Annotated in this window: 11 protein-coding genes; 3 read left to right on the top strand and 8 right to left on the bottom strand. The window is 50.7% G+C overall.

All coding sequences use genetic code 11. The features are described 5' to 3' along the window. Positions 1–122 precede the first annotated feature (122 nt). Complete coding sequence (locus M3090_RS01810; RefSeq protein WP_249053696.1) at positions 123–620, top strand: GNAT family N-acetyltransferase; 498 nt, start codon at positions 123–125, stop codon at positions 618–620. 146 nt (positions 621–766) lie between these two features. Here the strand turns inward: M3090_RS01810 and M3090_RS01815 are convergent, their stop codons facing one another. From M3090_RS01815 to uvrA, 3 genes are all read right to left on the bottom strand, one after another. Continuing rightward, positions 767–2,338 (bottom strand): peptide MFS transporter, encoded by a 1,572-nt coding sequence (locus M3090_RS01815; RefSeq protein ID WP_249053697.1) that lies wholly within the window; start codon positions 2,336–2,338, stop codon positions 767–769. Between the two features lie 73 nt (positions 2,339–2,411). After that, a complete protein-coding gene (ybaK, locus tag M3090_RS01820; protein ID WP_249053698.1) occupies positions 2,412–2,897 on the bottom strand; it encodes a Cys-tRNA(Pro) deacylase in 486 nt (161 codons plus the stop codon). 219 nt (positions 2,898–3,116) lie between these two features. Beyond that, positions 3,117–5,945, bottom strand: coding sequence for an excinuclease ABC subunit UvrA (gene uvrA / locus M3090_RS01825; RefSeq protein WP_249053699.1), 2,829 nt, complete (start codon positions 5,943–5,945; stop codon positions 3,117–3,119). Between the two features lie 229 nt (positions 5,946–6,174). Between uvrA and M3090_RS01830 the strand changes: the two genes are divergently transcribed. After that, positions 6,175–7,953 (top strand): LysM peptidoglycan-binding domain-containing protein, encoded by a 1,779-nt coding sequence (locus M3090_RS01830; protein WP_249053700.1) that lies wholly within the window; start codon positions 6,175–6,177, stop codon positions 7,951–7,953. A gap of 31 nt (positions 7,954–7,984) precedes the next feature. After that, a complete protein-coding gene (locus tag M3090_RS01835; RefSeq protein ID WP_249053701.1) occupies positions 7,985–8,689 on the top strand; it encodes a porin family protein in 705 nt (234 codons plus the stop codon). A 136-nt stretch (positions 8,690–8,825) separates the two neighbouring features. Here M3090_RS01835 and M3090_RS01840 read toward each other — a convergent pair whose 3' ends face one another. From M3090_RS01840 to M3090_RS01860, 5 genes are all read right to left on the bottom strand, one after another. Continuing rightward, complete coding sequence (locus tag M3090_RS01840) at positions 8,826–9,251, bottom strand: hypothetical protein (RefSeq protein ID WP_249053702.1); 426 nt, start codon at positions 9,249–9,251, stop codon at positions 8,826–8,828. Between the two features lie 111 nt (positions 9,252–9,362). Next, complete coding sequence (araJ, locus tag M3090_RS01845) at positions 9,363–10,505, bottom strand: MFS transporter AraJ (RefSeq protein ID WP_249053703.1); 1,143 nt, start codon at positions 10,503–10,505, stop codon at positions 9,363–9,365. 268 nt (positions 10,506–10,773) lie between these two features. Further along, positions 10,774–11,685: a Ppx/GppA phosphatase family protein gene (locus M3090_RS01850; RefSeq protein ID WP_249053704.1), complete on the bottom strand. Its 912-nt coding sequence runs from the start codon at positions 11,683–11,685 to the stop codon at positions 10,774–10,776. Positions 11,686–11,827: 142 nt separating this feature from the next. Continuing rightward, entirely contained in the window at positions 11,828–13,915 is a 2,088-nt protein-coding gene (locus M3090_RS01855) for an RNA degradosome polyphosphate kinase (RefSeq protein ID WP_249053705.1), read from the bottom strand. A 394-nt stretch (positions 13,916–14,309) separates the two neighbouring features. Then, entirely contained in the window at positions 14,310–14,492 is a 183-nt protein-coding gene (locus M3090_RS01860; protein WP_249053706.1) for a type II toxin-antitoxin system HicB family antitoxin, read from the bottom strand. Between the last annotated feature and the right edge of the window lie 200 nt (positions 14,493–14,692).

Genomic DNA, 14,692 nt, shown 5'->3' on the forward strand with positions numbered 1-14,692 from the left:
AAGCATGGCCGACGACTGACGGCAGTAGACAGAAAATCCGGACGGACATCTACTGGATTTTTAGCTGAAAACACGTACTTTTGTACCCGGACTTACATTTACCTCATCTAAACGACAATCGCATGTTTACCCTACGCAAAGCAACGACCGACGACTGCGCCCTGATTCGGAAGCTGGCGCAACAGGTTTTCCCCGAGACATACAAGGAGATATTGACTTCCGAACAAATCGACTACATGATGGAATGGATGTACTCCGAACAGAGCATCCGCAGACAGATGGAAGAAGAAGGGCACGTCTACCTGCTGGCCTACGAAGAATGTGAAGCGGCAGGCTACGTCAGCGTCCGCCCCGACGGCCGCGACGTGTTCCACCTGGAAAAGATATACGTGTTGCCCTATTTCCAGGGGGCGCACTGCGGCAGCTTCCTGTTCCGACAGGCCATCCGCTACATCAAAAAGGCGCACCCTGCCCCCTGCCGTATGGAACTGAACGTGAACCGCCATAACAAAGCCCTCCACTTCTACGAGCACATGGGCATGAAGAAGGTGCGCGAAGGCGATTTCCCCATCGGCAACGGCTTCTACATGAACGACTACATCATGGGGATGGATATTTGACGAGCCACAAGCCACGAGTGACAGCAGATACAAGAAGCGGGAGATGCAAGAGGCAGCAACTTATTGCCCGGCCTCGCATCTCCCGCCATTCATTCTATCAACAACTCAGTCACCCACAGCTTGTGGCCCGTGGGGACAGCCTGCGGCTACTTGGTAACACGCTCCAGCCACTTCACCATGCCCAGCATGACACCCATCGAAACCAGGCAGACAATGAAGAATACAGACCAGCATTGCCAGATAGGAATCTTGTTATACATCAACGGGCCGACCCAGAGGAAGAGGTTTCCGATGGCCGTAGCCCCCAGCCATAGACCTTGGCAGAGGCCTTGCAGGTGCTTGGGCGCAACCTTGGAAACGAAGGACAATCCCAGAGGCGAGATAAACAGCTCGGCCACGGTCAGGAAGAAGTAGACCACAATCAACACCCAGGGACCGGCCTTCAGTCCGGCTTTGGCCGAGTCGGCCATGGCCTTGAAGTCTGTGCCCGAGGGATAGCCTTGGATGGCGGAATAGAGCAGCAGGAACAAGAATGCCATGCCTGCGATGCCCATGCCGATGGCTATCTTCTTGGGGGTTGAAATCTGCTTGCCACGACGGGCCAGCGCACCGAAGTACATCATAATCAGCGGAGTGAGCACGATGACGAAGAAGGGGTTGACGGCTTGCCAGATTTCGGGGGCGATGCTGTCGGTCACCACGAAGTCGCGGGCGAAGAGCGAGAGTGACTGTCCGTTCTGGTGGAAGGAGAACCAGAAGAATATCACGATGCCCAACACGGCGAACAGGGCATAGAGGCGTTGCTTGATTTCGGTGGCCATGGCGATGCGTTCTTCGGCAGTGTAGCCCACGGTTTCTTGCTTTTCCTTCTTGCCCGGAGTGGGGAATATCTTCTTGTACATCAGGAATATGAGCAGTGAGATGAGCATGGCCGCCACGGAGGCGATGAAGGAGTAGTGGATACCTTCGTTGAATATCTTCAGGTACTGGGTGCAGAAGGGGACGAGGTTTTCGGTGACCGTGCCGCCTACTTTGCCGACCAGCTCGGTCAGGTTGGCCATGGTGTCGGCCGACACTTGGGTGCCGGCATTGGCATGGTCGATGTATTGGTGGCACAGGGCGGGCAGGTCGGCATTATAGACCAGTTGATGGGCCTTCAGCCACCATTCGCGCAACAGAGGTGCCACGAAGGGGGCTACCAGTCCGCCGATGTTGATGAAGACGTAGAATATCTGGAATCCCGAGTCGCGGCGGCTTTTGGCCAGGCGGAGGGCTTCGGGGCCGTCTTTCTCAGCTTCTTTCTCGTAGTTGTCATACATCTGCCCGACGATGGCCTGGAGGTTGCCTTTGAAGAGGCCGTTGCCGAAGGCGATGAAGAACAGGGCGACGCAGGTCAGGGGCAGGAGCCAGCCGATATTGCCGGCCTGGGCGAAGACGGGGATGGAGAGGATGATGTAGCCCAGCGACATGACTATCAGTCCGGAGACGATGGTGCCTTTATAGTTTTGCGTCTTGTCGGCAATGATGCCGCCCACGAGGCTGAGCACGTAGATGCCGCAGTAGAATACGGAGTAGATGATGGAGCTGGTCTCGTCGCTCAGGCCGAACTTCGAGCAGAGGAACAAGACCAGGACGGCGTTCATGATGTAGTATCCGAAGCGCTCGCCCATGTTGGAGATGGCGGCCGCCACCAGTCCTTTAGGATGATTCTTGAACATAAGGTAAAGTTGATTTTAGTTAGTAATTAATATCTGTCTGTTAATGGGATGCAAATATAACCATTTTGCCGGATTATCCTACAAACAAGTCGCAAACTTCTGCATGGGCCACGCGAATTAAGTCTTGCGGGGCCAGGCGGAGCTGGAGGCCGCGCACGCCGGCGCTGACGTAGATGTGGTCGAAGTCGAGGCACGTGCGGTGGATGTAGGTGGGCAGGGGCTTCTTCATGCCGATGGGCGAGCAGCCGCCGCGGATGTAGCCTGTGAGGGGGAGCAGTTCCTTGACGGGGATGAGGTCGCACTTCTTGTTGCCGCTGACGCGTGCGGCCAGCTTGAGGTCGACCTCGTGCTCGCCGGGGATGACGCAGACGAAGTGACCCGTGCGGTCGCCGTGTAGGACGAGTGTCTTGAACACCCGGTCGATGTCCTCGCCCAACTGTGCCGCCACGTGGACGGCGCTCAGGTCCGACTCGTCCACCTCGTAGGGGATGAGTTCGTAGGCCACCCGGTCCCTGTCTAAGAGGCGGGCGGCGTTGGTCTTGTTGATTCTTTCTTTCATCTTCTTATATAATATAAATAGGTATAGTCTTTCTTTGTTGGCTATGGGTATGTAGCACGAGGCTACTATGGGTGCGTAGTTGCAGGCTACTATGGGTATGTAGTTGCAGGCTACTATGGGTATGTAGTTGCAGGCTGCTATGGGTAGCTATACTTACCGGTATAGGGGTAGCTATACAGTAGCGTATAGGGGTGGCTATACAACGGCGTATAGGGGTGGCTATAGGCCTAGCTCCGTGCGGAGGAAGCGGGGCGTGAACCCCTTGTCGCTCTGCGCCACCTCTTCGGGCGTGCCGCACGAGAGGACCTCTCCCCCGCCCCGCCCGCCTTCGGGTCCCATGTCGATGATGTAGTCGGCCATCTTGATGACGTCGAGGTTATGTTCGATGACGATGACCGTGTTGCCCTTGTCCACCAGGCGGTTGAGCACAGCCAGCAGCACGCGGATGTCCTCGAAGTGCAGTCCCGTGGTCGGCTCGTCCAAGATGTAGACGGTCTTGCCCGTGTCACGCTTCGCCAGCTCGGTGGCCAGCTTCACGCGCTGGCTCTCACCGCCAGACAGCGTGGTGCTGGACTGCCCCAGCTTGATGTATCCCAGGCCCACGTCTTGCAGCACCTTTATCTTGTTCAGAATCTGCGGCACGTTCTCGAAGAACTCCACGGCCATGTTGATGGTCATGTCCAGCACGTCGGCAATGGACTTGCCCTTGTAGCGCACCTCCAGGGTCTCGCGGTTGTAACGCTTGCCGTGGCACACCTCGCAGGGCACGTAGACGTCGGGCAGGAAGTTCATCTCGATGGTCTTGTAGCCGTTGCCCTGGCAAGCCTCGCAGCGGCCCCCGCTGACGTTGAACGAGAAACGCCCCGGCTTGTAGCCACGCACCTTCGACTCGGGCAATCCGACGAACAGGTTGCGTATGTCCGAAAACACACCCGTGTACGTGGCCGGATTCGAACGCGGCGTACGTCCCAGCGGCGACTGGTCTACGTTGACCACCTTGTCTATATATTCCAGCCCCTCGATGCTCCCGTAGGGCAAAGGGTCTTGCAGCGAGCGGTAGAAACGTTGCGACAGGATGGGTTGCAGCGTCTCGTTGACAAGGGTCGACTTGCCACTGCCCGACACGCCCGTCACGCAGATGAGCCTCCCCAGCGGGAACTCCACATCCACCCCGCGCAAGTTATTGCCACGCGCCCCGCGCAGCCACAAGCTGTGGCCGTTGCCTCGGCGGCGCACAGCTGGCACCTCGATACGGCACTCGCCGTTCAGGTAGCGCGACGTCAGCGTATGCGTCTTCAGCATCTCCTGCGGTGTCCCGGCAAAGACCACCTCGCCTCCCAAGCGCCCGGCCCTGGGCCCCATATCGATGACATAATCGGCCGCCAGCATCATGTCCTTGTCATGTTCCACCACAATGACCGTATTGCCGATGTCCCTCAGCTCCTTCAGCGAATGTATCAGCCGCTCGTTGTCCCGCTGGTGCAGGCCGATGCTCGGTTCGTCTAGGATATAAAGCACGTTGACCAACTGCGACCCTATCTGCGTGGCCAGGCGGATGCGCTGGCTCTCGCCGCCCGACAGGCTGGCCGAACTGCGGTTGAGCGACAGATAGTCCAGCCCCACGTCCAGCAGAAACTTCAAGCGGGTGCGTATCTCCTTCAATATCTCGTCGGCAATCAGCCTCTGCTTACTCCCCAGATGCCCATCAACCTTCACCAGCCAATCATACAATTCGCTGATATCCATCGTAGCAAGCTGATAGATATTCTTATCGTGGATGCGAAACGACAGCGCCTCCTTGTTCAACCTGGCCCCATGGCACTCCGGGCAGACGTCGGTCTTCGCAAACTGCTCGGCCCACTTGCGCGCCGTGGCCGACATATCGCTGTCCTGCAACATCTGAATGTACTTCACCACCCCTTCGAACGTCACAAAATAATCAGACGAAGTCCCCACCAGCGAACTCTTAATCTTCAGCCGTTCGCCAGAGCCGTACAAGACTTCGTCCAACGCCCCGTCGGGCAGATTGCCCACCGGCGTCTTCAACGTTGCATCATACTTCTCCAGCAACGCTGCTATCTGCCAGAATATCATGCTGTTCTTATACTTCCCCAACGGGATGATGGCCCCCTCCGCAATAGACAGACCACGGTCGGGGATAACCTTGTCAATATCAATCAGACTCACCACCCCCAATCCCTTGCACTTAGGACACGCCCCCTGCGGAGAATTGAACGAAAAGTTATGCGGTGCCGGCTCCCTGTATGACAACCCGGTGACAGGGCACATCAACCGCTTGCTGTAATGCCGCAATTCATCCTTCTCCGCATCCAGCACCATCAGCAGCCCGTCTCCCTGCTTCATCGCTGTAGCCACACTGTTTTTCAGACGGGCATCATCCTTGTCAGAAGGCACCAGCTTGTCCACCACCACTTCCACGTCGTGGTTCTTATAGCGGTCAAGCTTCATGCCGGGCAAGGCTTCACGCACCTCACCGTCTACCCGCACATAAAGGTAGCCCTTCTTGCGCACCTGTTCAAACAGCTCTTTGTAATGCCCCTTGCGATTGCGCACCAACGGCGCCAGGATATAAATCTTCCTTCCTTTGTATTCGCTCAAGATAAGGTCTATAATCTGTTCCTCGGTATATTTCACCATTTTCTCCCCCGACAGGTAAGAGTAAGCCTCTCCGGCACGGGCATAGAGCAAACGCAGAAAGTCATAAATCTCGGTAGTAGTGCCCACAGTCGAACGCGGATTCTTGTTGGTCGTCTTTTGTTCGATGGAAATGACAGGACTAAGGCCCGTAATCTTATCCACGTCCGGCCTCTCCAAATTCCCCAGGAAATTGCGGGCATAAGCTGAGAAAGTCTCGATATAACGGCGCTGTCCTTCAGCAAAAAGCGTATCGAAAGCCAAAGAAGACTTACCACTTCCGCTTAAACCGGTAATGACTGTCAGGCTATCTCGTGGAATGGCTACATCTATATTCTTCAAATTGTGCACACGGGCACCGTAAACATTGATATATTCTTTTTCCTGTTGCATAATACTTTCTTGCAATGTTGATAAGCATAGCAAAAACAGCAATATCACATACTGTTTCGGCAAATGCGTACAAAAATAGAGGTTTCTACCCGAAAATTCGTCCCATCGCCTCATTTTTCAGCCGTAAAAGCCGCAATATTATTTCTTAACGCAATCCGTTGGCAGAAATAACACAATATTCTTACCTTTGCAGCTACTTTGGACAATTGTAAACATATAAAGATAACCAATGAGAAAAATTAAACGTATCCTCTGCTGCCTGCTGTTGCTTAGTGCCTATGGACTGACGACGACGGCGCAAGAAAACCAATCTTATATCCTGCACACCATTGAAAAAGGACAGAGCCTTTATTCCATAGCCAGCATGTACGGCGTCAGCCAGTCAGACATTATACGGTTGAATCCCGGCAGCGACGACAAAATCTACATAGGACACACACTGCGCATCCCCAATACAGGAGGAGCCACTTTCCATACCATAGCACCCGGAGAAACCCTCTACCGCCTGACAGTGAAGTACAACACCACGGCAGAAGCCATCTGTAATGCCAATCCCGGACTAAGTGCAGACAATTTTCGTATTGGTCAAGTTATCTTGATTCCATCCGCAGGAAAGAAAGAAGAGGAAAAAGAAGAAAAAAGCAGCAGTACCGATGAACTTCAAACATCCATCCCCGGACCAGTAGAATCACAGTGCCGCGAGATGCACAAAGTAAAGCGGCGCGAAACAGTGTTCAGCATCAGCCGGAAATACAATATTACCGAAGAAGAACTGATTGCAGCAAACCCCGAGCTGAAAGACAAAGATAAGCTGAAACGGGGCACTATGCTGTGCATCCCTTATCCTGTTGCAGACCAGAAACAAGAAAAGACAAAACAACCCGACCGCATCCCCACCGACAATGAATTGTTCCAAGCCAACGAAAAAAAAGCCGAACGATTCAAAACGATTAAAGCAGCCATTATATTACCATTCTACAACGTGGCCAAAAACGAATCTGCCCGCATGATAGAATATTACGAAGGATTCCTGATGGCAGTAGACAGCTTGAAGCGGACAGGTACTTCTGTCGACCTCTACGTGTATAACTCCGGAGGGGAAAACGTGTCTTTGAATCCTCTGCTTGCCCAGCCGGAAATGAAGCAAATGGACATCATCTTCGGCCCTCTCTACCAGCAGCACATCAAGCCCTTGGCAGACTTCGCCCAAAAGAATGAAATACGATTGGTTATCCCCTTTACGTCGAAAGACAATACCGTATTCCGCAATCCAAGCGTTTATCAAATCAATACTCCACAATCTTATCTCTACTCCGAGGTATACGACCATTTTATCCGCCAATTCTCGCAAGCTAACATCATATTCATAGAAGCAACGGACGGTGCCAAAGAAAAGGCTGAGTTCATCAAAGGATTGAAAGACGAACTCAGAGGGAAAGGCATTACAACCAAAAGCATTAGTGAAGATGCTACTACCACCTCCATGGGAGCTGTATTGGCAGCAGGACGGGAGAACGTATTTATCCCGACCTCAGGCAGCAATCTGACACTGATAAAAATCCTGCCACAACTCACCCTGTTGGTACGCGAACATCCGGAAGCAAACGTACATCTCTTCGGGTATCCAGAATGGCAAACCTATACGAAAGATCATTTAGATGCTTTCTTTGAACTGGACACTTACTTTTACAGCTCTTTTTATACCAATAACTTGCTGCCCACAGCCATTAACTTTACCAAACGTTACCAACAATGGTACGGGAAAGATATGGACGAACGCTACCCCAAATTCGGTATGCTTGGATTCGATACCGGTTACTTTTTCCTAAAAGGCTTGTCCAGCTACGGCTCAGAGTTCGAAAAAGACATACAGCAACTCAGCTTGATACCTATACAAACAGGATTCAAGTTCCAACGCGTAAACAACTGGGGAGGTTTCATTAACCGCAAGGTTTTCTTCGTGCATTTTACAAAGAACTTTGAACTGATGAAGCTGGATTTTGATTGATTCAAGTCCCTTAACCCATAAGCACAGACAGATGACAATGAAAAAAAACGTAAGAACCATCTTATTCCTGGTATTTTGTAGCGTGACCCTTCCTTTTTATGCTCAAGTGGGTGAACAACGATACAACTTTGCCATCGGCATTAACGGAGGCGTCAACCTGACCAAAGTCAGTTTCATGCCCACTGTCAACCAGAACAACCTGATGGGCATGAATGCGGGCATTACGGCACGCTATATTTCAGAGAAATTCTTTAAGATGATATGTGGAGTACAACTTGAGGTGAATTTTTCTCAAAAAGGCTGGGACGAATATTACGAGAATTATCCGGATGTGCACTATACTCGCAAGATGAATTACGTAGAGATTCCTTTCTTGGCCCACTTGGCATTTGGCAAAGACAAAGGGATGCAATTTTTCATCAACTTAGGGCCGCAAATCGGATTCTTGATAAACGACAGTTCTGAACAATCTGGAGATATGGAAGGGATGATAGACTCCAATCCATACGTTGAAGTAGAACAACACGAAAAAGCTATCGACAACAAGTTCGATTATGGAATAGCAGGAGGAGGAGGCCTTGAATTGCGGACGAAAATCGGCAACTTTTTAGTGGAAGGGCGTTATTACTTCGGGCTAAGTGACTTCTATAACAGCACGAAAAAAGATTACTTCTCACGCTCGGCTCATGGCACTATTACGGCAAAGATTACCTACTTGTTTGACATTTCCAAATAAAAAGGCAACAGTATATTTCAACCAAAAGGCGCTGCACGTTTCCAATGCAGCGCCTTTTGGCATGGTTACTCAACCACCAATAATTCCCTTTTGCAGATAACAGCTTTGGGCCGAAGACTATCAAAAAGCTTCTACCTCAATAGCGATGATTAGCATCCACAAAAGTGAGCGAAAGCCCATCGACCTCAGCAGAAAGGTAATGGTCGCGCACCCAAACGTTTTCAAGATATTGTGCGCTACCGTCGTTATAGATAAGCTGGATACATTCTTTGCTATCATCGGTCCAACGCCATGAAATCTGCCGGTCAATAATATTAGTGCCTGTGCCTATGGCCCAAGAAGTAAGTTCCTGACCAGTGCCGTCGGTATTAAAGCGAAGTTGGTAGGTTGCCTCCTGCCCATCCGAAGTAACATAATGGTCTTCAATCCAAAGCTTATTGCAGAGAGCCTCATCGGTGTTGTCAATCGTGTAGTAAATGTCATCGCCACAAGAAGCAAAAGTACAGGCCAGTACAAGAGCAACAAGGGCAAAGAAATGATTCTGAAGTTTCAGTCTTTTCATAACGTTTTGTATTATAACGGTTTGTAATAAACTGGTGATAACTATCCTTCCCTTTCACAAGGAGAAAAGGAAAGATAAGTCCGACAAACTTACGCAAAAATCCTGAAAGTATCAGTATTCGGGCTGATATTTCTTATAAAAGACATAGCACAACACAAAACCGCAGAGGGCAAAGGGAACGCCAAGAAGGGCAGTATATTGATAGCCGGCTCCCACCGCCAGACCTCCGGCGTAAGCCCCCACGGCATTGCCAAGGTTGAAAGCCATCTGCACGGCCGCACCTCCCAACATCTCACCACCAGGAGCGACCCGGATAATAAGCACCTGCTCCGGACTGGAAACGGCGAAAAGGCCGGCCGTGCAGAGGGTCATGAGAAGTGCCGAACACCAAGGGTTGGAGGAGAGCAAGAATATAAGGAGGAGTATCGCACACAAAGCACCCTGCACGGTCATGGCGACCCGGCCCGGTGTATAGCGGTCGGAAAGCCGGCCACTGATGAGATTGCCGGCCACCATGCCAAAACCTGCCAGCACCATAAGCGACGTGATGCTTTCGGAACTGAAGCCAGACACATCGGTCAGCAAAGGGTTGATATAGCTGTACCAACAAAAGACACCGCCGTTGCCCAGAGCAGTCGCCCCTAGCACGAGCCACGGCGCCGGCCGTCGCAGGAAACGGAACTGGCCCTTGAACCCGGTGTCCTGCAGCCCCTGTACATGGGGCACCCACCGCCAGATGTAGTAGAGAACTATCACACTCCATAACCCGACCAAGAGGAAGGTGACACGCCAGGATAAGAGATGACTGAGAGAAGTGCCCAGCGGCACGCCAAACAGATTGGCCACGGTCATCCCTGCCACCATAATAGAAACGGCTTCCGCCCCACGTCCTTCGTCGGCAAGCCGCGAGGCCACAATAGAAGCTACCCCGAAGTAAGCGCCATGCGGCAAACCAGAAATGAAACGGGCTGCAAGCAGCATCCAATAAGACGTAGAGACGGAGGCGCAGAGGTTGCCGACCATCATCAACGCCATCAATCCCAACAGAATGTGTTTGAGCGGATAGCGACGTGCCCAAAGGAGAATGGGGGCGCCAAAACAAACCCCGAGGGCGTAGGCAGAGATGAAATGCCCGGCCGTAGGTATGCTGATATCCAAATCGGCGGCTACATAAGGCAAGATGCCCATCATGGTAAATTCAGCAATGCCCAGCCCCAAAGTGCCGAAAGCCAATGCAATAAGACTTTTTTTCATCGGTTGTACGTATTTTTGTTACAATAAGAGTCCGTTAAAATCTCCCCCTCTGTCATCCCGAGCCGGTCGAGGAATCCCACTATGCGCACAAAAAGTATCAGGAGATGTTTCGACTCTGCCCAACATGACAGAAAGAACGTCTTTTAAACAGGCTGATGCCGATACTGAAAACGGCGTGCAAAAGTACAAAAAGAAAGCGCGGACGGTGATTGACATTGGTCAATTTCTACTCCGTCCGCGCCTTCCTATGCCGATTCAACCGGCTGCGTCACCGTTGTTTCTTCTCCTGGTCGCGCAGATATAACGCATCGATAATGCCGTCGGCCAAGCCTATGACCGGCACATGTATGTATTCTGCCTGTATGATACGTGCAATGAAGAGGAATATCTCCGCGGCAGGCACGATGACATCGGCACGGTCTTCCTTCAGCGAGAAGTCTTTCATCCGCTGCTCGGGAGTCAACGGCTTCAAGCGGTCATAAAGCTGCTGCAAGGAAGCGATGGGCAGACGCTGTGTCTTCTTGTCCTTGTCCGTTGCCATGCGGTAGAGTTTATTGATATTGCCGCCCGAGCCGATGATGTTGATGTCTGGGAATCCCGACGTAAGCCGCCGCAAATCGTCTTCCATCGTAACCCAGGTTTCCTGTTTCACGGCTCCGCTGAGGATGCGCACGGTACCGATGTTATAGGACAATGACTGCACGAGTTCGCCGTTTATCATCAGATTCAGCTCGGTGCTTCCGCCCCCCACATCGACGTAGAGGAAATTGCCCGTGCGGTCTTCCAGGCACTCCACGTGGTTGTTGTATATCATGCGGGCCTCTTCCTGGCCGTCGATGATTTCGATGTGTATGCCCGTATCTTTCAGAATCTTGTTAATGACAGCCTTGCCGTTCTTGGCGTCGCGCATGGCCGAGGTGGCACAAGCGCGGAAGTCGGTCACTTCGTAAATCTTCATCAATTGCCGGTAGGCTTTCATAAGGCGGCGCATCTTGACAATGCGTTCGTCGGAGAGCTTGCCCAGCGCAAAGACGTCGAACCCCAGGCGCAGGGGCACGCGCAACAGTAAGACTTTGGCCAGTCGACGGCTGACCAGATTTTCGTTCTCTTCTTCTCGTTTAATCAGTAGCCGCGCGGCATTGGAGCCGATGTCGATGGCGGCATAACATTTTTTACCCATTGCTTCTTTTATCTGTTTAAAGGATTCATTCATTTCAAATAGTACCCACTATTTGCTACCTAATAGTACCGCTATTTGCTAGCTAATAGTACCGCTATTTGCTGCCTAATAGTACCCGCCATTAAGCGTTGACTGATACCCGTCAATCTTGGTGGACGTCACGCTCCCTCTCTTCGAGGGCCAGGTAATGGCGATACAGTTCTTCTTGCGAACGGAACCGGGCACCGTCTTCCGTCGTCCAAGGCAAGTTCTCGCCGCGTCCGTCGACAATGCGTCCCTGGCAGGTATCGCGCAGGCCGAAGTCGACCACCGTGCGCAAGTCGGCCTTGATGTCGGGGTCGTAGACGGGGGTGACTACCTCAATACGGTTGTCCAGGTTGCGCGGCATCCAATCGGCCGAACCAATGAAGCATTTCTCCTCTCCGCCGGCAGCGAAGATGAAGATGCGCGAATGTTCCAGGTAGCGGTCTATGATACCATTTATACGGATAGTCTCGCTGACACCAGGCACCCCCGTGACAAGGGAACAATTGCCACGCAGCACAATGTCGACAGGCACTCCCGCAGCAGATGCCTCATAAAGCTTCTTCACCATCACCGGGTCCGTAATGTGGTTGACCTTCATCCGGATATATGCCGGCTTACCCACCTGCTTGTTGCGTATTTCCTCATCAATCAGGCGAAGGAACTTCTTCTTCATTTCATTGGGCGACACCAGAAGTTCACGGAACTTTATGGGCGAATAAGGTTTTTCTATGAAATTGAACACATTGGCCACGTCCGAAACAATGCCTCTTGCAGCCGTCATCAGCATATAATCCGTATAAATGCGGGCGTTACCCTCGTGGAAATTTCCCGTACTGATACAAGCCACGTCCGGTCCCTGCTTCATGCCGATGTGCGTCACTTTGGAATGTACCTTCAGCCCCTCGACACCAAAAATGACATGCACACCCGCATCCTGCATCAGTTTCGACCAACTGATGTTGGAAGCCTCGTCAAAACGAGCCAACAACTCTATCACGACCGTCACCTTCTTCCCGTTACGGGCAGCATTAATCAGCGCATTCACCACCTTCGAAGTCTTTGCAAGCCTGTACAACGTGGTTTTTATGCTCTTGACATTCTTGCTGATAGCCGCCTCCTGCAACACCCTTATATAATAATCGAAACTATGATACGGCACGTGAATGTACCGGTCCCTCTGTTGTATCAAATTCAGTAGGCTTACATTCTCATCCAATTCCTTTCTAATAATAGGAGACCATTCCGGATACTTCAAATCCTTCCGGCCGCAATCGGGAAAGGACATCAAATCCTTATGATTGTGATAACGCCCGCCGGCCAATACCGTATCCAGCTTATCCAGGTTCAGCTTGTTCATCACCCGCTTCAGCATATCCTTGGGCATAGCGGCATCGTATATCACACGCAGGGCATCCCCTTTCCTACGGCTTTTGACCCCTTTGGAAATCTTCTGTAGCATGCCATTCCGCAAATCATTATCTATCTCCATTTCCGCATCTTTAGTAAACTTAAAAGCATATGCTTCATAATGCGTAAACCCCATACCACCGAAAATCATCGGCAGACAGAAACGAATGACATCATCCAAATACATCAAATAGCTTCGCCCCTCCTTGTCAGGCAAGTGAATGAACCTGCCACACACAGCCACCGGCAACTCGATAAGCGCATACTCAGGCGTCTTGCGCCCCTCCGTATGCAGCTTGACTGCCAAGAATATATTATCATCCGTAGCCTCAGTCAGTTCCTTTACAGCCGACAACCAAACAGGGTTCGTAAATCCGCTCAGCTTTTGGCGGAAGAACTGCCTGACGAACTGCTGCTGGTCCTCGCTCAATTCATTATCTTTTAACAGGAATATGTTTTCGTTCCTCAACGCGGCCGTCACTTCATGAATGGCCTCTTCATACTCCTTGGCATAACGATTGTTCAGCTTGGTAATCTGCTTAATCAGTTGCGACGCATGTTCACTTTCTTTCTTGATGCTTTTGTCCTCACACTCCGCAATGCGACTAAGCGTAGCTATACGCACACGGAAAAATTCATCCAGATTATTCGAATAAATTCCTAAAAAGCTCAATCTCTCCAACAAAGGTATAGGGCGAGTAGCCTCTTGCAAAATACGACGATTGAAGTACATCCAACTTAAATCCCGGTCGACATACGTACCAGAACTGCTTTTCTTATTGACACTCTTAGCCATATTATAATACATTAATAATTCAATTCACATAGGATTTGCGAAAATACGATTAATAATCCAATTATAAGCATCCTACAATATCTAATCTTATAATTATATACAATTAATCCCTTACACACCGTACCATCTGCTTAGAACCTGTTTGAAGTTTATTTTCTCTGTCATCCCTAGCTCAGTCAAGGGGTTCCACTACGCGCATAAAAAGTATTGGAGAGAGGTTTTCAGCTCTGCTCAACATGACAAAGAGAACGATTTCTAAACGACAGGCTCTTATACAACATAAACAAGGAAGATTGTCAACAAAACATACCGTACCTGCATCACGCGGGTACGGCACCGATGAGAATTTATGGAATAAATCGTAAGAAGTTTAATGCTTTTCTGTCTAACACAGTCAGACGTATTCTTCTACCATATACATGTCGCTGACAAAATCGTCCAGCACTCGTTCCAGGTTTTCATATGCCTCATCTGGCGTCTCTCCATAGGCACTGCACAACAAATTATCCCTATAATAAGCAAAAAATCCACCACCTGTGGCAGCTTCTACTGTATACTCATTTTTGTTCAGTTTCATACGCATCCTCCTTGATTAATTATTGCACTACAAAGATGCACTATTCATGTTGCAACCGTATGACACCCACATTACAAATTCAAGAAAAACCACTATGCTCCATCTTTATTGCTTTGCTCAAGTAGCTTAAGCAATAGAAATACACATCACTTCCATATAATAAGCTCAGTCACAATAATAATATACCATTCAATATACAA

It is taken from the genome of Bacteroides sp. ET71 (assembly GCF_023336905.1).
In the GTDB taxonomy this organism is placed as follows: domain Bacteria; phylum Bacteroidota; class Bacteroidia; order Bacteroidales; family Bacteroidaceae; genus Bacteroides.